This is a genomic window from Staphylococcus sp. GDY8P94P, assembly GCF_017892255.1.
Taxonomy (GTDB): domain Bacteria; phylum Bacillota; class Bacilli; order Staphylococcales; family Staphylococcaceae; genus Staphylococcus; species Staphylococcus cohnii.
Genome location: NZ_JAESKU010000008.1, coordinates 191,357 through 210,697, shown reverse-complemented (window position 1 = coordinate 210,697; position 19,341 = coordinate 191,357). Strand labels below are relative to the sequence as shown.

19 protein-coding genes are annotated in these 19,341 nt (G+C 34.4%); 4 read left to right on the top strand and 15 right to left on the bottom strand.

All coding sequences use genetic code 11. From position 1 onward, the window contains the following. Positions 1 to 84: 84 nt before the first annotated feature. Positions 85 to 354 carry a DUF1413 domain-containing protein gene (locus KA926_RS05465; protein ID WP_107384277.1) on the bottom strand — a complete coding sequence of 90 codons (270 nt, stop codon included), beginning with the start codon at positions 352 to 354 and terminating at the stop codon, positions 85 to 87. Between the two features lie 189 nt (positions 355 to 543). Between KA926_RS05465 and KA926_RS05460 the strand changes: the two genes are divergently transcribed. Both KA926_RS05460 and KA926_RS05455 read left to right on the top strand, forming a co-directional pair. Further along, complete coding sequence (locus KA926_RS05460) at positions 544 to 1,251, top strand: SDR family oxidoreductase (protein WP_107384278.1); 708 nt, start codon at positions 544 to 546, stop codon at positions 1,249 to 1,251. A gap of 73 nt (positions 1,252 to 1,324) precedes the next feature. Further along, positions 1,325 to 1,825: a GNAT family N-acetyltransferase gene (locus KA926_RS05455; protein WP_107384279.1), complete on the top strand. Its 501-nt coding sequence runs from the start codon at positions 1,325 to 1,327 to the stop codon at positions 1,823 to 1,825. Between the two features lie 129 nt (positions 1,826 to 1,954). Here KA926_RS05455 and hisIE read toward each other — a convergent pair whose 3' ends face one another. From hisIE to KA926_RS05390, 13 genes are all read right to left on the bottom strand, one after another. Continuing rightward, positions 1,955 to 2,584 carry a bifunctional phosphoribosyl-AMP cyclohydrolase/phosphoribosyl-ATP diphosphatase HisIE gene (gene hisIE, locus KA926_RS05450; RefSeq protein WP_107384116.1) on the bottom strand — a complete coding sequence of 210 codons (630 nt, stop codon included), beginning with the start codon at positions 2,582 to 2,584 and terminating at the stop codon, positions 1,955 to 1,957. After that, the gene (hisF, locus tag KA926_RS05445) at positions 2,581 to 3,339 is read right to left on the bottom strand and encodes an imidazole glycerol phosphate synthase subunit HisF (protein ID WP_107385952.1); all 759 of its coding nucleotides are present in this window, start codon (positions 3,337 to 3,339) and stop codon (positions 2,581 to 2,583) included. Before hisF ends, hisIE begins: the two co-directional genes overlap by 4 nt. Continuing rightward, the gene (gene hisA, locus KA926_RS05440; protein WP_107384114.1) at positions 3,336 to 4,040 is read right to left on the bottom strand and encodes a 1-(5-phosphoribosyl)-5-((5-phosphoribosylamino)methylideneamino)imidazole-4-carboxamide isomerase; all 705 of its coding nucleotides are present in this window, start codon (positions 4,038 to 4,040) and stop codon (positions 3,336 to 3,338) included. Before hisA ends, hisF begins: the two co-directional genes overlap by 4 nt. Further along, entirely contained in the window at positions 4,033 to 4,611 is a 579-nt protein-coding gene (hisH, locus tag KA926_RS05435; RefSeq protein WP_107384113.1) for an imidazole glycerol phosphate synthase subunit HisH, read from the bottom strand. The genes hisA and hisH overlap by 8 nt, the downstream gene beginning before the upstream one ends. Continuing rightward, complete coding sequence (gene hisB, locus KA926_RS05430; protein WP_107384112.1) at positions 4,608 to 5,186, bottom strand: imidazoleglycerol-phosphate dehydratase HisB; 579 nt, start codon at positions 5,184 to 5,186, stop codon at positions 4,608 to 4,610. The genes hisH and hisB overlap by 4 nt, the downstream gene beginning before the upstream one ends. Next, entirely contained in the window at positions 5,173 to 6,168 is a 996-nt protein-coding gene (locus KA926_RS05425) for a pyridoxal phosphate-dependent aminotransferase (RefSeq protein WP_107384111.1), read from the bottom strand. Before KA926_RS05425 ends, hisB begins: the two co-directional genes overlap by 14 nt. Next, positions 6,161 to 7,423 carry a histidinol dehydrogenase gene (gene hisD, locus KA926_RS05420; RefSeq protein ID WP_233422628.1) on the bottom strand — a complete coding sequence of 421 codons (1,263 nt, stop codon included), beginning with the start codon at positions 7,421 to 7,423 and terminating at the stop codon, positions 6,161 to 6,163. The genes KA926_RS05425 and hisD overlap by 8 nt, the downstream gene beginning before the upstream one ends. Next, entirely contained in the window at positions 7,413 to 8,030 is a 618-nt protein-coding gene (hisG, locus tag KA926_RS05415) for an ATP phosphoribosyltransferase (protein WP_107384109.1), read from the bottom strand. Before hisG ends, hisD begins: the two co-directional genes overlap by 11 nt. A gap of 16 nt (positions 8,031 to 8,046) precedes the next feature. Beyond that, positions 8,047 to 8,862 (bottom strand): ATP phosphoribosyltransferase regulatory subunit, encoded by an 816-nt coding sequence (locus KA926_RS05410; RefSeq protein ID WP_107384108.1) that lies wholly within the window; start codon positions 8,860 to 8,862, stop codon positions 8,047 to 8,049. Positions 8,863 to 9,279: 417 nt separating this feature from the next. After that, positions 9,280 to 10,578 (bottom strand): D-serine ammonia-lyase, encoded by a 1,299-nt coding sequence (locus KA926_RS05405; RefSeq protein ID WP_210143726.1) that lies wholly within the window; start codon positions 10,576 to 10,578, stop codon positions 9,280 to 9,282. 239 nt (positions 10,579 to 10,817) lie between these two features. Next, positions 10,818 to 12,977, bottom strand: coding sequence for an RNA degradosome polyphosphate kinase (locus KA926_RS05400; RefSeq protein WP_107386254.1), 2,160 nt, complete (start codon positions 12,975 to 12,977; stop codon positions 10,818 to 10,820). A 67-nt stretch (positions 12,978 to 13,044) separates the two neighbouring features. Continuing rightward, a complete protein-coding gene (gene ppx, locus KA926_RS05395) occupies positions 13,045 to 14,574 on the bottom strand; it encodes an exopolyphosphatase (RefSeq protein ID WP_182478551.1) in 1,530 nt (509 codons plus the stop codon). A 165-nt stretch (positions 14,575 to 14,739) separates the two neighbouring features. Continuing rightward, on the bottom strand, positions 14,740 to 16,278 hold the full coding sequence (locus tag KA926_RS05390; RefSeq protein ID WP_107384104.1) for an AbgT family transporter: 1,539 nt from the start codon (positions 16,276 to 16,278) through the stop codon (positions 14,740 to 14,742). A gap of 192 nt (positions 16,279 to 16,470) precedes the next feature. Here KA926_RS05390 and KA926_RS05385 point away from each other — a divergent pair, with 192 nt between their 5' ends. After that, positions 16,471 to 17,289, top strand: a complete 819-nt coding sequence (locus tag KA926_RS05385; RefSeq protein WP_107384103.1) for an SDR family oxidoreductase — start codon at positions 16,471 to 16,473, stop codon at positions 17,287 to 17,289. A gap of 115 nt (positions 17,290 to 17,404) precedes the next feature. On the opposite strand, the gene KA926_RS05380 is transcribed toward KA926_RS05385, so the two are convergent. Beyond that, positions 17,405 to 18,481: a M42 family metallopeptidase gene (locus KA926_RS05380; protein ID WP_107384102.1), complete on the bottom strand. Its 1,077-nt coding sequence runs from the start codon at positions 18,479 to 18,481 to the stop codon at positions 17,405 to 17,407. A 199-nt stretch (positions 18,482 to 18,680) separates the two neighbouring features. Here KA926_RS05380 and KA926_RS05375 point away from each other — a divergent pair, with 199 nt between their 5' ends. Continuing rightward, a complete protein-coding gene (locus KA926_RS05375) occupies positions 18,681 to 19,196 on the top strand; it encodes a thioredoxin domain-containing protein (RefSeq protein ID WP_107384101.1) in 516 nt (171 codons plus the stop codon). Positions 19,197 to 19,341 lie beyond the last annotated feature (145 nt).

Sequence of the window (19,341 nt, the reverse complement as noted above, 5' to 3'; positions counted from 1 at the left end):
CTTTCATGATTTATTTAGAGCCCTTACAAAGTGGAAAAGCCTATGTTACTGTTCGTCCAGTAATGTGGGCTTTTCTCATCATTATTAAACATATGATTTAAAGTTTTGTTTGATTTCATTATAGTTATAAACAGAGTTATACATGCGCATGCGAATGTGATCTTGTGAAGCATATGAGATACGTAATTGCTTACTTTGGCTCACAAATCTACGAAATTCACGCTCATATCGTTGGCGCTGGTTAAGTGATAGTCCGAGCCATTCTGCTTCATTAAACAATTGTTCAAAACGAAAATCGAAACTTGTGCTATCTATATTATTTCTTAAATTTTTAATTCTTTCATGAAAGTCCATAAGTCATCCTCCTAAATTATAAAAGGTAAGTTAGTTATGTATTATATACCCACTCTATAATTATTTATTGTTTATGACAAGTATGCAAATTCATGAGCTGACTCATTGTTTCAAGATGGAGGGCACATGGTATAATCTGTGTGGATAGGGTATAAAAATATGAAATACGTTTGATGAAAGGAAGATTTGATGGTTAAATTAGAGCACAAAGTTGCAATCGTTACTGGTGCTAGTAGTGGCATTGGTGCTAGCATAGCAGAGGAGCTATCTAGTCATGGTGTACAATTATTATTAGCTGGTCGTGATGAAACACGACTTAAAGATGTTGTAAATCGTATTCGTTCAAATGAATATCAAGCGAAGATTGAATTTTTAACAGCGGATGTGACACAACAACAAGAAGTTGAACGTTTAGTAGCATATGCAAAAGAGCATTTCGGTCGCTTGGATATACTCGTAAATAGTGCCGGCCAAATGATTTCTTCTGCTGTTACTGATGGAGATGTAAAGGCTTGGGAATCAATGATTGATACAAACGTAAAAGGGACACTGTATGGCATTAATGCTGTCATACCAACATTTTTAGATCAATCTAGTGGCCATATTATTAACATTGCTTCTATCTCAGGTTTTGAAGTGACGAAAATGAGTACTATATACAGTGCAACGAAAGCTGCGGTGCACACGATTACGCAAGGATTAGAAAAAGAGTTGGCTAAAACTGGCGTTCGAGTGACAAGCGTTTCACCGGGTATGGTAGATACGCCTTTAAGTGGTCAGAAAGATTGGGGAGAGCGCAAAAAGCTAGAACCCAAAGATATTGCTGAAGCGGTAGTTTATGCATTACAACAACCTTCACATGTAAATGTAAATGAAATTACGGTCAGACCAGTCTGATACGTCCTTCTTATATTTAGTTTAAAATAAAGTTAATGGTAAAGTGAAAATATACTTTGAAAGTAGGCAAAACATGGAGTTTAGATATCTTAAGAAAGGTGATGTAGAAGCGTATCGTTTATTGCGCTTACAGTCTCTACAAACTGATCCTACAGGTTTTGCTTCAACTTATCAACGCGAGATTCATTTGCCTATTGAACGTTTTGAAGATAGGATAGGGATGAATGAAAGACATTTTACAATGGGTGTATTTGATGGTGAAAAATTGATTGGCTATGCAACTTTTTATCGAGAAACTTTAGAGAAAATTAAACACAGAGGTAATTTAGTCGGTGTATATTGCGACCCACAATATAGAAGACGAGGCTTTACACAACAATTAATTCAAAAAATGATAGATATTGTCAGTGAACAAGGTGTAGTTAAAACTATAGGTTTATCGGTACTTGCGGAAAATCTAAGTGCTATTAAATTATATGAAAAATTAGGATTTCAAAGATATGGCACAGAACCTAAGGCACTTTATGATGGCAAACGGTATTATGATGAAGATCTGATGGTGTTATTTTTATAAAAATAAAATGAATCAAACAATTTAGGCTGAAACAGCGATTAGCTGTTTCAGCCTAAATTTTGTTATGTGGCTATAGATTGGTGGAAATATCTTAATATAGAAAATTATTGAATAATCAGTGAGTGCAATTTACCAATCTTTTATATCTGATCTTTCGCCTTTAAAGTTATTAGAAACTTGATGACGTTTTGCCAAAATTGCCTCTATATCTTCAAATTTGATATTCAACGCATGCAAGAGCACAAAGAGATGATACATTAAATCAGCAGTTTCATTTGTTACCTCGTCGCGGTTCGATTTCATAGCACCGATTACAACTTCAAATGCTTCTTCACCAAATTTTTTCGATATTTTTTCTAAACCTTCATTCAATAAATATTGTGTGTATGAATTTTCTTTATTTGACTTAGCACTTGAAGTTACTGTGTCTTCGAGCTGTTGAACATAGAAGGGAACAGTGGTGTTGAAACAGCTCTGGCTTCCAGTATGACAAGTTGGACCATTAGGGATTACATCTATCAATAAGGTGTCTTGATCACAGTCTAGGTGTATGTTTTGAACGGCTTGGGTATGACCAGATGTTTCACCTTTTGTCCATAAGCGGTCTTTAGAACGTGAATAAAAACAAACCATGCCATCAGCTATTGTTTTGTTGTAAGCATCTTCATTCATATAGCCAAGCATAAGCACTTGCTTTGTCTGAACATCTTGCAATATTGCGGGGATAAGCCCTTTACTAAAATCAGGTTGTTGTGTCATCTTATTGGAATACCTCCTTGAGCCATCGTTTGTTTGATTTCATTTACTGTGGTTTCTTTGTCATGAAGTATGCTAGCAGCAAGTCCTGCCGAAACATTCGTTTGTTTGAATAAATCTACAAAATGATCAGGATTGCCGCCGCCACCAGAAGCAATAATAGGGATGTGCACAAGTTGTTCAATCTCATGTAAATGGTTGACGTCAAAGCCTTCTTTCATGCCATCGTGTGTCATGCTCGTTATTAATAGTTCGCCTGCACCTAAAGATTCTACTTCTTGAACCCAATCATAGACACGCTTATTTGTACGTTTTTTTCCCCCATGAGTATAGCAAAAATAATCGTTTAATTCTGTATCATAGTTACTATCTATAGCAATACAAATACATTGGCTTCCAAATTTTTCACTGGCTTCTTGGATAAATGAAGGGTTCTTTAGAGCACTAGAGTTTAGAGACACTTTATCAGCACCATGATTTAGCAACTGCGATATATCATCGATTGTGGAGATACCGCCACCTACAGTAAGTGGAATAAACAATTTTTCAGCAGTTTCCTCAATGACATCTAACATAAGCCCATGGCCAGCTTCAGTGCGGGATATATCTAAAAAGACTAATTCATCTGCGCCTTGTTCATTGTAATAAAGTGCATAATCCACAGGGTTTCCAAGGTCACGTAGTCCTTTAAATTGTATTCCTTTGACAACGCGCCCATCTTTCACATCTAAACAGGGGATAATTCTTTTTTTTATCATGATAATCCCTCCCAAAATGCAGGATTGTGTGCTGCTTTACCAACAATTGCTGCATAAACACCAGATTTTTCTAATTGTTCTAAGTCTTGTTGATGACGAATGCCACCAGAAGCAATGACAGGTTTTTGTGTTGCTTCGACAAGTTGCGTTGTTATTTCAAAGTTTGGACCAGATAAGCGTCCATCTTTCGAAATATCCGTATAGATAATGCCACCCAAAGGTAGTGATTCAATTTGCTGAACGAAATCAAATAAATCTAAATGTGCATCTTGTTCCCAGCCATTTATTTTTATCTCACGCTGATAAGCATCAACCGATAGATATAATTTGTACGGAAATTGATGAGACATTTTGGCCAACCATTCAATATCTTGAATACCTTTAGTCCCAATAATACAATAATCTATGCCATCAGCAAAATATGCATTAATTGTTTCAAGACTACGTATGCCACCACCGACTTCCATCGGTTTGTTGGTCAGGCTTCTCAGTTGCTTGATATAGTCCTTTTCAATAGATGTTTGCTGCTTTGCACCGATTAAATCGACAATATGAATACGTTCTACACATTTAAACTTGTTATAATAAACGACACTATCTTCAGCGCTGCGAGTCATTTTTTCTTCTGAGTCATATTTTCCTTCCGTCAGTCTCACACTCGTTGCATTAATTAAATCAATGGCTGGCCAAATATTAATCATTTAAGAAACCACCTTTCAGAGCTTGATTAAGTATTGCTAAACCATCTTCACCACTTTTTTCTGGATGGAATTGAATGCCTATAAGATTTTTATATTGGACAATTGCAGGAATCAATGTGCCATAATCTGCATACGCAACAACATGTTCTGACATTTCAGCTTGATATGAATGTACAAAATATACATCCTGTGTTAATTCTGTAAGGTTGCTGATTAAATTGTTCCAACCTAAATGGGGCACCGGATAAGATGTTTGGATAGGTATGATATTTCCTGGGAAAAGTTGTAAGCCATCTACATCACCTTCTGCGCTGTGTTCGTATAGCAACTGCATACCTAGGCAAATGCCTATGATTGGTTTATTTGTTATCGTTTTTAAAATGGATTTTAATCCCCGTTTTTCAATCGCTTGCATAGCATCTTTAAAATGACCTACACCAGGTAATATGATGACATCTGCTGCTTTAATATCGTTGGGACTATCCGTTAAAATCGCATTAAAACCTAAACGATTAATCGCACGTTGTATGTTTTTAATGTTCCCTAAACCATAGTCAATCACTGCAATCATTCAATCACGCCCTTAGATGAAGGGGTGATATTCGTGTCATTCGATGCTAGTGCATCTTTAAGCGCTCGAGCAAAAGATTTAAATATACTTTCGATCTCATGATGTGTGTTTCCACCGCGAATTAAGTCAATATGTGTTGTTAGGCGAGAATTGATAACAAGTGCTCTGAAAAATTCCTCTACGAGTTCTGTATCAAACGTACCTACTTTTTCTTTACTGAATTGTGCATTAAATGATAAATAAGGTCGGCCACTAATATCAACGACTGTACGTGCAAGTGTTTCATCCATAGGTATGTAACTAAACCCATAACGCTGAAAGTATTTGCGTTCCTTCACTAAGGATAATAGTAGCTGACCGAGAACAATACCAATATCTTCGGTTACATGATGATCATCTACTTGAACATCTCCATTTGCTTCTATAGATAAGGATAATTGGCTGTGAAAAGTAAAGAGCGTCAACATATGATCCAAAAATCCAACGCCTGTATTGATATTACTTTCACGATGATCATCAGCTAGAGAAATAGTTAATTGTGTTTCAGCTGTATTGCGTGTTTTATTTACTATCATATTGTGACCTCCAATTTTTAATAAGTACAAATAATTGATCTAATTGTTCATCTGTAGCAATAGAGTATCGGACATAGTCAGACATTTCTGGTTCGTCATATAATCTTGGAAGGAAACCATTGGACTTAATATAAGCGCCTAAACTTTGTGCAGCTTCTCCCTTTGTTAACACGAAATTTGTAGCAGAAGGGAAGACTACCATGACATCTGAGACAAGTTCATGAAACATATTTTTAAGTTTGTGAGCAAGCTGTCGTTGTTGCTTTACAAACGCGCGAGTCATTGCTTGATTTTCAAACATATAAATCGCAATATGAAGCGTAATTGTATTCAGAGGATACGGGTGCTCGATGCTTTGGATGAGTTTGATGGTATCTTTAGTGCCAATTAATACACCTAATCTTAGGCCAGCAATGCCAAATGCTTTTGAGAGCGTGCGCATTTGAATAATATGCGGTTGCATCTTAATATCATAAGCTTCACCAAAATCTAAATAAGCTTCATCTATGATAAAGTAGCCACCAAGCGTCTGCATCTTATCCGCGATAGCCATTAAAAATGTCGTACTATATTGTATGCCTGATGGATTATGTGGATTGCTCATAATAAAGAATGCAGGTTGTACTTCATCAATGCGTTTTAAAATCGTCTCTAAATCAAATGTTAAATCTGAATTTGCTGGTACAAATTTAATAGGGCGAGCGACTTGATTGGCATATGCTTGATACATAAAAAAGTCAGGGTCTAGCGTTAAAGCTGGGCCTTCTGGCATGATTAACATTAACTTTTGAATAAGTTCATCAGAACCATTACCTGCAATGACTTGGTCAGGTGAAATATTATGAAAAGCTGCATAAGCTTGTTTGAAGCGTTCATATTCATCATCAGGATAAAGATTGAATGCTGCTTTTTGAATAATTGTAGCGAGTTGTTCATTAGATAATGGTTTAAGTGGACTTTCATTTTTATTAATTCTAATCATTGTGTGGCTCCTTTGTTGTTCGAATTTCTATTGATTTTTCATGATTATACAAACGCTCGATATGTGCTAACTTACGTGCGGATTGTTCAATATTATTAAATGTTTGTTGAGATAAATCGATAACAGAATGTCTCGTTAAGAAATCATTCACTGATAGACCATTGGTGAAACGTGCAGTCTGATTTGTAGGTAAAACATGGCTTGGTCCAGCAACATAATCCCCGATAACTTCTGGAGAATAATGACCCAAGAAGAGCGCGCCTACATATTTCACATGGTTGACATAGTCTTGGGGACATTGTGTTTGTATAGATGCATGTTCCGGTGCAATTTGATTCATCAAATCACAAGCTTCTGTAAAGTTTTCTACTGAAATTAAGAAATGGTTATGTTTCAAACTGGCATCAACAATAGGTTGTCGTTTGATTTGTGTCATTGTGTGTTGGATGTTATTTTCTAATTGTTGTAACAAGTCTTTATCCTCACTGATGACAAATGTTCTAGCGAGTTCATCGTGTTCTGCTTGTGCAAATACATCATACGTAATTGCCTCTATGTCAGCTGTTTGGTCAATAATTAGCGCAATTTCACTCGGACCAGCAATTTGATCAATGCCAACTTGACCAAATAAATATTTTTTAGCATATGCAACATATTGGTTGCCAGGACCAACAATTTTATCCACTTTAGGAATTGTCTCAGTACCATACGCAAGTGCAGCGATACTTTGTGCACCACCAACTTGGTAAACCTGATCAACACCAGCAATATAACAAGCAGCAAGTACAATATCAGGTAGACCTTCAGGTTGAGGTGGCGTAACGGCCACTATATTTTTAACGCCTGCAACTTTGGCAAGTGTTACAGTCATTAACACAGTAGAGGGATAACTAGCTTTTCCACCAGGGACGTAGACACCTACACGCTCTAACGCATGATATAATTCGTAACATTCTGAATGAACTTGTTTATGATCTTGTTTAATAGAAGTTTGATATGCTTTAATCCTGTCATGACTTTGTTCGAGGGCTTCCCGTGTAGATGAGTCAATGCGTTGATAAGCAGTAAATAAGTCTTCTTTAGGTACTTCTAATTGTGATGTTTCTACTTTATCTAATTGTAAATTATATTCTTTTAAAGCAGCATCACCTCGAAATTTCACCTGATCACAAATTTCTTTTACGATTGGATATAAATCTTCATTTAGTGCAGATTGATTCAGGTAGTTATTTAAAAATGTTTCTTTATTTGTAATCAATGAGAGACACCTCCAAAGTTTTAATTAAATCTTCAATTTCAGTTGATTTTTTAAAATATGAGGCTTTATTTGTAATGAGCTTTGCATTGATGTTTTTAATTTGCTCTTTTTCAATTAAGCCATTTGACTTTAAGGTAGTCCCTGTTTGAACGATATCAACAATGCCATCTACCATATCAACCAAACAAGCCAATTCTACTGAACCAGATAGTTTTACAAGCTCAACATCCAAACCTTGTGCTTCAAAATATTGACGTGCTGTTTGTGTATATGAGGTAGCTACTTTTTTAAATTGATAGGCCTCTGGTTTAGCAGCAAGTGAAAAGTGACATTCGCCAAATGGTAAATCTAGTAAGTTGTTAATAAAATAATTGCCTTCTTCTAAAATATCACTACCGACGATTCCAATATCTGCAACGCCTTGTTCAACATATATTGGTACGTCACTACCTTTGACTAAAATAAATTGTATTTCATTAACTGTTATAAGTAATTGACGTTCTCTATGTTCAAGCGCATATGCTATTTCAATTTCTTTTATTTCATTTAGATAATTAATAAAACTTTTAAGTAATCTACCTTTTGCTAATGCGACAGTAAGCATGGTTTTCACTCCTTTTTTATAGTATAAATCCGAGTCCAAAGCCTTCTAATTTCCCTTTGTAAAATCCACCAGTTAGACGCTGAGTTTTATTGTTTTTTAAATGGCATTTCATGAATGATCCTTTGTAATAAGAACGTGGTGGTCTAGGGGTTATATCAAGGTGAATTTCAGTAATATTTTGTGATTTAAACCATTGCTCCCACCGATGTAATGACTGGATAGTACGATGATCATGCGGAAATAAATGGGTTAATAAATCAAGTTGTTCCGTAGTTTTAGTTGTGAGTAACTGTACCACAGGATGTGCAAGTCCTAACTGTGCAGTTAACTCTGAAATATTACGTTCTTGTATAAGGTTTAATATAGTTTGATTTTGTTCGTTAGCAGCTAATAATAAATCTATTAATTGATAATGCCCTAAAATGACAAAGTCGATATCATCATTCAACGTATACTTAATAAAGTTATAAAACGTTTTAAAATCGTTTTGCATATCTGTAATTGTTGGGTTGTAATGTTCGATACCTAACTGAGTGTAGACTTCGTTATTTCTGACGATGGGACCAGTATATGCTAAACGTTGCTGTTCAGGTTGATAGTTACTGTAGTAACGTAATAATTGATCTGTGAAATCATTACGCAAAGCAAAAATATGATGGTCATGTTGCCAAAAACTACGTTCCGTCATTTGTTGTAAATCATCAGGTGTAAGTGATTGCCAAGATAATGATTCTATAAAACTAAAATCAACAAGTTTAAAATCTGCTTGTTGAAAATGTTTTAAAAAAGCTAGTTCTTGTTCTTTATTATTAATAAGTGCTTTCGTATCCATAATATAATGACCATCCTTTATTAAATACTTTGTTTCTCTACCGAACTAAAGTAAATTGATAAAACATACTTTAACACAGTTGATTTTAGAATTCAATAAATATTCAGAAAATAATCTTTGCAAAGTGATTAAAATGGCTTTTATATCATATTTATGTGTATAAAAATAAAACCTAAAATTTTGCTTTAGGTTTTAGATTGAAAATAGTATTAGATGATACCACTTTAAGTCCATTGTATTGATAAAAAATAGCATTACATTCATGTTTAACGTCATCAATTTATATAGCAGATTATATATGATTTGATTTAGAGAAGACGTCGAACAACGCATAAAGTAGGGTGAAACTTTAAATATGAATGATTTAAATATTATCATTCGAGTGCCTGGTCAGATGTGATTCTAAATCGCTTAAGTTTATGATTGTTTGCCTTGAGCCACATACTTTAACATTTCTTCCTTAGGTACCATATTGCCACCAGTTGCCCATACGATATGATTTGCATCGGATAAATTAAAATGGTTTTTATCAGCATGTTCCAACACTGCTTTTAAACCTGCGAAACCAGATGCTGCAGAAGGTTCGACAAAGGTACGTTCTTTTTGGCTTAGCTGATATAAATATTGGTACATTTGTTGATCTTCTACAGTAAAAGCACCATATAATAATGAATTCATTATATGACCAACGAGTTTTGAAGGTCTAGCAACAGCAAGACCATCTGCATCAGTACGGCCGTCTAATCCAATATCTGTTACAGCTATTTGGTCATGAAGTTGTGTCATCATACCTAATGTCATGCATGGCGCATGTGTAGGTTCAGCGAATAGACAATACACATGGTCACCAAATACTTGATTTAATCCAAAGGCAACACCACCTGGGCCTCCTCCAACACCACAAGGCAGATATACAAAAAGAGGATGTTGAGCGTCTACTTGTATGCCTTCATTATTAAGTTGTGTTTTTAACCGTAATGCAGCAACAGTATAACCTAAGAATAGATCAGCAGAACCCTCGTCATCTACGAAATGACAAGTAGGATCATTTTCTGCAGCTTTTCGTCCTTCAGCAACTGCGTATTGATAATCGGATTGGTGTTCAACAACTTCAACACCACGTGAACGAAGTAAGTCTTTCTTCCACTGACGCGCGTCACTAGACATATGTACGATGACTTGAAAGCCTAATTGTGCGCTCATAATGCCAATACTTAAACCCAGGTTACCAGTTGAACCGACAGCAACGGTATATTTACGAAAGCACGCTTTATATTTTGGTTCAGATAAAACTTTATAATTATCCGTATATTTTAAACCACATTCTTTTATAGCGATAGATTCAGCTAGTTTTAGAACTTCATATATACCACCTCTTGCTTTGATAGAACCTGAAATAGCAAGATGACTATCACATTTAAGCCATAATTTACCACTTTGTTCAAGTTGTTCAGAGTCAACTAATGATTGTTGCATAAAAGGAATTGCTTTTAGTGGTGATTCAATGAGGCCATGGTCTTTTTCAGTTTCAGGAAAAACATTACGTATATAGCTGCTAAAACGTTCTAGTCTTGTTGCAGCGTCTTCTATATCATCTAATGAAAATGGTAAAGTTTCATCATTACGGAAATTTGGATTTTTCCAAAATATCGGCCTATACTGTTGCATGTCATTGAGTAGGGGAAAGCTACTTTTTAATGTTTCAACATTTATCATAAATGACCACCTCATAAATTAGATTGTATTTAGTCATCATTATAGCAAAATTTGATACTTAAGATGTTATATACCTTATATACAAAAATAATATAGGATTAGAATGGTATGGGTCTATTATATTTAAAAATGGTTACGTCGTTTGAAAACGGCAAAGATGACTAGGATTTAAGGATTACCTGAGCTGTAGCTCATGCATAAAGTCCCACTAACTCAATAAATTGAGAAGTGGGACTTTATCAACGTTTAAACGTATCTTTAAGTTTAGAAAACCATCTATTTTTATGTTGTATTGGTACTTGTTGTGGAATGGTAGAAGCCTCTTTTAATTTTTGGCCAAATGTTATCGCTTCTTTCATTAAATAAGCCTGTGAATTTAATGGTGATAAATTATTATGAATGTAATGGTAATAACCTTGTTGGTCCTGATAACGACCCTTTTGATTATCTGATAATTGTAAATTCATATAATCTAATAAACGTTTAGCAATGTTTTTATCATCGACAGGGAATAAGATCTCGACACGTTTAATCATATTACGTGTCATCGCATCAGCTGAAGAGAGATAGATTTTTTCATCACCATTATTATGGAAATAATAGATACGAGAATGTTCAAGGAAACGGCCAACGATACTTACTACTTCAATATTATCACTGACATCTGGTATACCTGGTTTTAAGCAACAAATACCACGGATAATTAATTTTACTTTTACACCGGCACGAGAAGCTTCAAATAATTTAAGAATAATATCTTTATCTGTTAATGAATTCATCTTCATCATTATTTTTCCATTTCCGTTTTCACGATGTGATATGATTTCTTTATCTATTCGAGCTAAGAATACATCACGTATGTCGTATGGGGCTACAATGAGTTTATTATATTTAGGTTTCAGTGTATATCCACTTAGATAGTTAAAGAAGTTAATAGCGTCTTCTGCTATTTCTTGATTTGTTGTGATAATCCCCATATCTGTGTATAATTTTGCTGTTTTATCGTTATAGTTTCCAGTGCCTAAGTGTACAAACGACGTAAGCTGATGATTGTTTCGTTTGACCACAAGTGAAATTTTACTATGTGTCTTCAGATATGTCATACCATAAATAACATGACAGCCTGCATCTTCTAACATTCTTGCCCAGTGAACATTATTTTCCTCATCAAAACGGGCCTTTAATTCAACAAGAACAGTCACTTGCTTGCCATTTTCTGCAGCAGTTTTCAAACTATTAATTATAGGTGAATCTTTACTTACGCGATATAATGTTTGTTTAATAGCAATCGTGTTCGGATCATTTGCGGCGTCACGAATGAAATCTACAATTGGTTCAAATGATTCATAGGGATGATGGAAGAAAATATCACGTTTTAATGATAGCTTGAAAATGTCTTCATTACCCAAGGATTGAGGTGGCTGTGGTAGATACTTATTATATGTTAAATGTTTTAAACTGTTAGATAAATGGTCTACAAGATCGAATAGCAGTGTTAAATCTAATGGACCATCTACAAAATAAACATCATTATCGTGAACTTCCAACTGATTGATAATCCAAACGACATCTTCATAGGTTGCGTGTCTTCCGTCTATCTCTAAACGTACTGCTGTTCCTCGTTTACGTTCTTTTAAAAAGCGTTCTATTTCAATTAACAAATCTTCGGCACCATCTTCATGGATGGTTAAATCGGCATTACGAGTGATTCTAAAGGTGAAGGTATTTAACACTTCATAGCCAGTGAACAATTCATTAATGTAATATGTGATAATATCTTCCAACATTACAATATATTGAGTTTGACCTTGATTTAATGTATAAAATCTTGGAATTAATGATGGTATTTGTACAATAGCTGAATTAATTGAATCATCTGTATCAATATCTACAAATATATTCAAACTCTTATTGTTTAATTTTGGGAAAGGATGATAAGCATCGATACCTAATGGTGTTAATGTAGGTAGGATGCCCGTTTTAAATTCACGCTCTAACTGTGGTAATAAAGACTCTGGTAAAGATTCAGGTTTTGTCACTTCCACACGATGTTGTTTTAACAGCTCTACTAATTCGTTATAACGTGCATATTGTAAATCTACATACTTTTTATTTTTTATTTTAATTTGCTCAAGTTGTTCTTTCGGTGTGAGTTGCGCTTTGTTTTCAGGTTTATCATAGCCCATTTTAACTTGATCTTGCAGGCCAGCTACGCGCACCATAAAGAATTCATCCAAGTTAGAACTAAATATAGAAATAAATTTTAACTGTTCCAATAAAGGATTATTTTTATCTTCGGCTTCTTGTAATACACGATAGTTAAAATCTAACCAACTGAGCTCTCTATTATTATAATATTGTGGTAAATTTAAATCTCTCTCTCCCAATTTCTTTTGCATAATTCTAATTCCACCTTATTGTAGTCTTGTTAACATATTTTGCTACGTACAATTTATCATATGAATTTTAAGATTTTGTAAAGATGATAGAAAGATTCTCTTTTAAAATTTTCTCGATATGCTTTTTCTGTCTATGAGATTGATATTCTTCAGCAATCGGTTCACCAATGTAACGGACATATAAAGTATATGCGCCATCTTCTTCTTGTAATTCAACACTTTCTACTGGGCTGGTATGTGATATATTTAGCGCATTTACAAATTTGATGATACCGCCTAAAAATTGAACATGGTCCAATTCTTTGCCACGTAACCATTCGGTTTCTTGGCTATAAAATTTTAAAAGTGATTTATTTTTAAAACTTGCTAACATTGCGAGTTTGACGCGATCTTCATGTGGAAAACCATCAATCATTGAATTAGCTATAATGTAATACGTATGTGGTGAACTAGAATCAGCGTCAATAAATCTTCCTAAATAATATAAATATGCGCCTTCCGCAAAAAGTTCTTGTTCTTTTTTAGTAACTTGAATCTTATCTAAATCAATCAGTTGTGACAACAATGATTGAGCCAATTTAACACGTTGTTTTGCACTAGATTCTTCGATGCTATATTCATTTGCCAAATGATATAATGCATCTTTTCTTATATTTTCTTTTTTAAATTCTTGGGGATGACGTTCAGATATCAGCTTCATTATATAGCCTTCACGTAACCCTTTACGTGAGAAAGTGAAGTGGGTTGCATTGATTTGTTCAAATAAAGATTTGAATACAGATACTGCTGGAAGTATGATGTCTATACGATCTCTACTTAATCCATCAATATCTTTTAAGTCATCGCGTGAACTTTTTTTAATGATTTTATATACCTCATCCATATCTTCCTCAGACATCGAATAGTTATGAACACCGCCAATAGGATAGGAATGTTCTGACTGGTGAATGCGTGCAACGTTACGCGCTGATCCACCAATGCCGACTAAAGCGATTTCTTGGTCTTGCAACCATGGCAGTTGTTCGAATTGTTTAGATAAAAATTTTTCCATTGCCTTAATTGCAGATTTATCATTATGATCTTTATCTTCAAAGAACTTTCGCTTTAAAGTTACAACACCGAATGGAAAACTATGAGCCTCGATGATGGTCTTATCTTTGAATAAAGTAACTTCTGTAGAACCACCACCGATATCGATAGAAACACCATTTTCTACATCGGTAGTGTGGGTGATTGCATAAAAACCATAAAAAGCTTCTTCCTGTTCAGGAATAATTTTGATATTGATATTAAGTTCACTTTTAATATGGCTGATAATTTCTTTTTGATTCGTAGATTGTCTAATAGCAGCTGTCGCAACAGGATGTAATTCGTTGACTTCAAATTTATTAGCGACACTTTTAAAGCTGTGTAACGTTGTCGTCAACACCTCGATACCATCCTGGTTCATCGTTAAATCATCTGTTAAATATTGACTTAAGCGTGCTGGTGTTTTGATATTTAAAATTTCATTTAATCCTGTTTTAGCATCGAACTCAAAAATAACTAATCTAATTGTATTTGATCCGATGTCTATTAATCCGATTCGTTCCATAATCTCCTCCTGTACATATGAGGTAAATAGTTATTATAAAGTTTATTTACCCACTTTCATCTTTAATATTACAATAAATAGCATGATTTGTGATATTTCAATTAAATATTGTTCAATCAATGACTGTGTTGTTTATATAGGTTAAAACTTAATCATGTTTATGTCATATTATTTGACGTTTAAAGGTCCTCCTGGGCCTAATGGCCAGCCTAGCAGGTACCATATAATCATGAATATTGGCCATACGATACTCAGAATAATCGTATAAGGCATTAAACTAGATAATAACGAGCCTAACTTCATATTTTTATCATATTTTTGAGCATAAGATAAAAGTAGTGGCAAATAGGGCATCATTGGTGTAATAGGGTTACTAATTGAATCACCGATTCTATACAACATTTGTGTGAATGCAGGATGAAAGCCAACAATCACCAACATTGGAATAAATATAGGAGCAAGTATTCCCCACTTTGCAGATGCACTACCGACTAATAAATTAATAAGCGCGCCTAAAAAAATCACACCTAAAATAAGGACGATTCCGTTTTGACCTTGAAGTACCTCAGCACCTTTTACTGCTACGATCATACCTAAATTACTCCATTCTAAAAATGCCAGTAATTGTGCTGCAAAAAAGACGATAACGATAAAAGATCCCATGGAAGCCATTGAATCAGAGAGCATTTTACCTAAATCTTTCGAACTGTTAAATTCTTTCATTATTATGCCATATACCAAACCAGGCACTAAAAAAATAAGCAAAATAATCAGCCCAACGCCATTGATAATAGGGGAGTCATTCAATAAACTACCAGTTTTAGCATTTCTTAAGAAACTATTTTGTGGTATTGCCATAAGGATAAGTAAAATAAGCGTTGTGATAAAACTTATATTTGCCCAAAACACAGCCTTACTCTCTTTAGACGTTAGACCGTGATTGTCATCATCAATTTTAATATTAGACTGCGTATCATCATATGATCCTAAACGTGGGATGACAAAGCGCATTGTCACCCAATAAACTGCTGGTAATAAAACAGCAACACTAGCTGCAATAAAGTACCAATTCATAGCTACATTAACTGTGATTTTATCAGAAACGATTTTTGTTGCTGGTTCTGTAAAAGCATAAAGCAATGCATCTGACATTCCTATCATGACGTTCGCAGAAAATCCACCAAGTGCTGATGCGTAAGCCATCGCTAACCCAGCAATAGGGTGATATCCTAATTTAATGAAGACCATAGCAGTTAATGGTGGCAAAACAATTGGTGCTGCATCACCAGCAGCATTACCAATAATACCTATGAGTATAATTACTGGTACAATAATTTGTTTCGGTGCTTTATGAACAATTTGTACCATTAATTTATCAAAATAACCTGTTCTTTCAGCTATGCCAACCCCAAGCATCACTGACAATACTAAACCAAGCGCAGGAAACTCAGAGAAGTTTTTGATCGCATCATTTAATATCATAGAAATACCATCTTTGCTTAAAATATTTTTGATAGCAATGGTATTTCCTGTACCAGGATGTTTTACAGTGACGTGAAAAAGTGAAACAATCCACGTAATGATTGCAAGTCCAAGACACATTAGAAAAAACAATATACTTGGATCAGGTAATTTATTTCCAATTTTTTCTACAATGTTCAAGAATTTATTTATCATTGTCGGTTTTTCTCTAATATTCGACGCCATTTTTATTACCTCCCCAATAAGTTATCGAAATTATAACAAACTCATTTTGAAATGAGTATGATAAATTTTGAATTTCTATAGAAAAGCATCTATGAAAGCTTTATATAAAGGTTTTAAAAGTGGTTGAAAAAGGAAATGCATTACAGAGTAATTAAATTAAAAAGAAGAGAAATAAAAGGAGATATGTTATAGATGAAAAGATTAGAAAATAAGATTGCTGTAATAACAGGCGCAAGTACTGGCATTGGATCTGCTTCTGCCCATATATTGGCTGAAGAAGGGGCACATGTTTTAGCTATTGATATTTCCGATTCTGTACATGATACTGTAAAAGCAATCAATCAGACAGGTAATAAAGCATCAGGATATATTGTTGATGTATCAGATGCACATGCAGTCGAAAGGCTGGCACAATCTATTCAAGAAGATTATGAACACATTGATATTTTGTTTAATAATGCTGGTATTGATAATGGTGCTGGACGTATTCATGAATTTCCAATTGATGTGTTTGATAGAATTATGAATGTTGATTTAAGAGGGACATTTCTAATGACTAAATTCTTTTTACCATTAATGATGTCAAACGGTGGCTCCGTCATTAATATGGCGTCATTTTCTGGAAATGCTGCAGATTTAAATCGTTCGGCATATAACGCTGCAAAAGCAGGTATCATCAATTTCACTCGATCAACAGCGATAGAATATGGACGTGAACATATAAGAGCGAATGCAGTCGCACCAGGTACGATAGAAACACCACTTGTAGATAAATTGACGGGTACCAAAGAAGATGAACAAGGGCAAATATTTAGAGAAAATCAGAAGTGGGTTACACCTTTAGGACGCTTGGGAACACCTGATGAAGTAGGTAAACTCATTGCTTTCTTGGCTTCTGATGACAGTTCGTTTATAACAGGTGAAACCATTACAATTGATGGTGGTGTGACGGCATACACTTGGCCGGGAGAAATGTTAAGTGATGCGCGTTGGAAAAACTCTACGGAATAATTCATATTAAGAATGATATAATTTGAAATTAATTGTTATTAAATATCATAAAAAAGCCGTAAACAAAGTGATGTTACTCATGTTTACGGCTTTAATTTTTATATATTTGAGTTGTTTACCAAATGATGTTATCTACTGCATCGTCGTTTAAAGATTTAACGATTTCAGTTACTAAGGCTACGGAATTTTTATAATCATCTGTATGCAATACAGAAACATTTGAATGCATATAACGTAGAGCTACCCCAATAGAAACTGTAGGAACACCTTCATTGGCAACATGAATACTTCCAGCATCTGTACCACCACCAGGCGTAGAATCTAATTGGATATCTATATTATGTTTTTTAGCTACTTTTTTAATATGATTAATAAAACCAACATGACCAACATTTGAAGCATCCATAATAATGACTACAGGTCCTTGTCCAATAGCTGTCTCACTCGTTTGACCAGACATACCTGGTGTGTCATAGGCAACAGCAACATCGACAGCAAGTGCTAAGTCAGGTTTGATCTTATTAGCTGCAACTTTAGCACCACGAAGACCCACTTCTTCTTGTACGTTTGCGCCTGAAACTAAGTTAATATCAATGGATTCTTTTTTTAGGTTGTTTAAAACATCAACAGCAAGTGCACAGCCGTAACGATTATCAAAAGCTTTAGCAGTTAAGTACTTGCTATTTGCCAGTGTTTCAAACTCACTGTATGGTGTGATCATATTGCCGATTTCGATGCCGAATTGTTCAGCCTCTTTCTTACTTTTAACTCCAATATCAATAAACATATCTTTAATTTCTACATTTTTTTTACGTTCTTCCGGTGACAAGGCGTGCGGTGGTTTGGAGCCGATAATACCTCTGATTTTCTTACCTTCATCAGTTGTGACAGTTACTTTTTGAGATAACATCACTTGATTCCACCAACCACCAATCGGTGTGAATTTTAAAAATCCATCTTTATCAATTTGAGTAACCACAAAACCGATTTCATCTAAATGTCCTGCTACCATTAATGTCTTATTACCAGTAGATGTAGTTTTTTTACCGAAAATACCACCCAGATTGTCTTCAACAATTTCATCACTTACCGGTGACAAATAATCACGCATAAGTGTTTTTACTGCTTTTTCATGTCCTGCAATACCGTCAACATTTGTTAATGATTCTAATAATTTGATTGAATTGTTCATGTTATACCCCCTAATAAAAATATTTATATTCATTTTATCATGAACTACTTTATAAACTAATTGATTGAGCTTTGTTTTATTAATTTAATAGATTATATACAGCTGAAGTTTGCATTGAATGATTTAGTAAGACTAAACGTGTGCATTCACTAACTGTCCATGATTCAATATAATTATAAACAAAGTGGAGGGATAGACAATGACAGAAATTAATTATTTAACAATTGGCTCAGAATCAGCACCTATAAAAGTAGAATCATTTATCAATTTCGCTTGTCCGTATTGCAAAAACTACTTTTTCGCTGCAGACACTGTATTAAAGCCATTGATTGATCAAGGGAAAGTTCAACATACAATCAAACATTTTGATAAAACTAAACAAGGATTATTAAAAGGAACTGTAGCAAATATATATTTAAACTACCAACAACCTGAAAAAACTTTAGACATTATTCGTGAATTGTATAATACGCAAGCGCAATGGAAAGTTAACTTTGCAACAATTGAAACAAAAATGGAAGAAGAATATAATCTTGTACCACGTAAAGAAGCTGACGATCGTTCGTTAGCAATCAATGAAGAAGCATTTGAAAGAGGGATTAAAGGCATTCCGACCGTTTTTATTAATGGTAATTCATTTGAATTTAAGCCACTTGAAGATAAACAAGAAACAATAGAAACTAAGCTAACAGAGCAATTGAATAGTTCTATTTAAAAATGGAACTATTGAGAGATAAATATTTGCAAAATGAAGGCGTCGGGGACATCATTGATTCGTTCCAGATGCCTTCATTTTGTCATTATAGGTAATCATTTTATACTTTTTTCAATTCTAGTCCTTATTGTCACGGTGGGGCGAC

What these genes read in the sequence shown, in the direction of transcription:
- KA926_RS05465 (WP_107384277.1), bottom strand. Translation starts at nt 354, where the DNA reads ATGGACTTTCATGAAAGAATTAAAAATTTAAGAAATAATATAGATAGC.
- hisF (WP_107385952.1), bottom strand. Translation starts at nt 3,339, where the DNA reads ATGATAAAAAAAAGAATTATCCCCTGTTTAGATGTGAAAGATGGGCGC.
- hisH (WP_107384113.1), bottom strand. Translation starts at nt 4,611, where the DNA reads ATGATTGCAGTGATTGACTATGGTTTAGGGAACATTAAAAACATACAA.
- hisIE (WP_107384116.1), bottom strand. Translation starts at nt 2,584, where the DNA reads ATGACACAACAACCTGATTTTAGTAAAGGGCTTATCCCCGCAATATTG.
- KA926_RS05405 (WP_210143726.1), bottom strand. Translation starts at nt 10,578, where the DNA reads ATGATAAATGTTGAAACATTAAAAAGTAGCTTTCCCCTACTCAATGAC.
- KA926_RS05410 (WP_107384108.1), bottom strand. Translation starts at nt 8,862, where the DNA reads ATGGATACGAAAGCACTTATTAATAATAAAGAACAAGAACTAGCTTTT.
- KA926_RS05385 (WP_107384103.1), top strand. Translation starts at nt 16,471, where the DNA reads ATGAAAAGATTAGAAAATAAGATTGCTGTAATAACAGGCGCAAGTACT.
- KA926_RS05460 (WP_107384278.1), top strand. Translation starts at nt 544, where the DNA reads ATGGTTAAATTAGAGCACAAAGTTGCAATCGTTACTGGTGCTAGTAGT.
- hisA (WP_107384114.1), bottom strand. Translation starts at nt 4,040, where the DNA reads ATGATTAATATTTGGCCAGCCATTGATTTAATTAATGCAACGAGTGTG.
- KA926_RS05425 (WP_107384111.1), bottom strand. Translation starts at nt 6,168, where the DNA reads ATGATTAGAATTAATAAAAATGAAAGTCCACTTAAACCATTATCTAAT.
- hisG (WP_107384109.1), bottom strand. Translation starts at nt 8,030, where the DNA reads ATGCTTACTGTCGCATTAGCAAAAGGTAGATTACTTAAAAGTTTTATT.
- KA926_RS05400 (WP_107386254.1), bottom strand. Translation starts at nt 12,977, where the DNA reads ATGCAAAAGAAATTGGGAGAGAGAGATTTAAATTTACCACAATATTAT.
- KA926_RS05380 (WP_107384102.1), bottom strand. Translation starts at nt 18,481, where the DNA reads ATGAACAATTCAATCAAATTATTAGAATCATTAACAAATGTTGACGGT.
- KA926_RS05455 (WP_107384279.1), top strand. Translation starts at nt 1,325, where the DNA reads ATGGAGTTTAGATATCTTAAGAAAGGTGATGTAGAAGCGTATCGTTTA.
- KA926_RS05390 (WP_107384104.1), bottom strand. Translation starts at nt 16,278, where the DNA reads ATGGCGTCGAATATTAGAGAAAAACCGACAATGATAAATAAATTCTTG.
- hisB (WP_107384112.1), bottom strand. Translation starts at nt 5,186, where the DNA reads ATGATAGTAAATAAAACACGCAATACAGCTGAAACACAATTAACTATT.
- KA926_RS05375 (WP_107384101.1), top strand. Translation starts at nt 18,681, where the DNA reads ATGACAGAAATTAATTATTTAACAATTGGCTCAGAATCAGCACCTATA.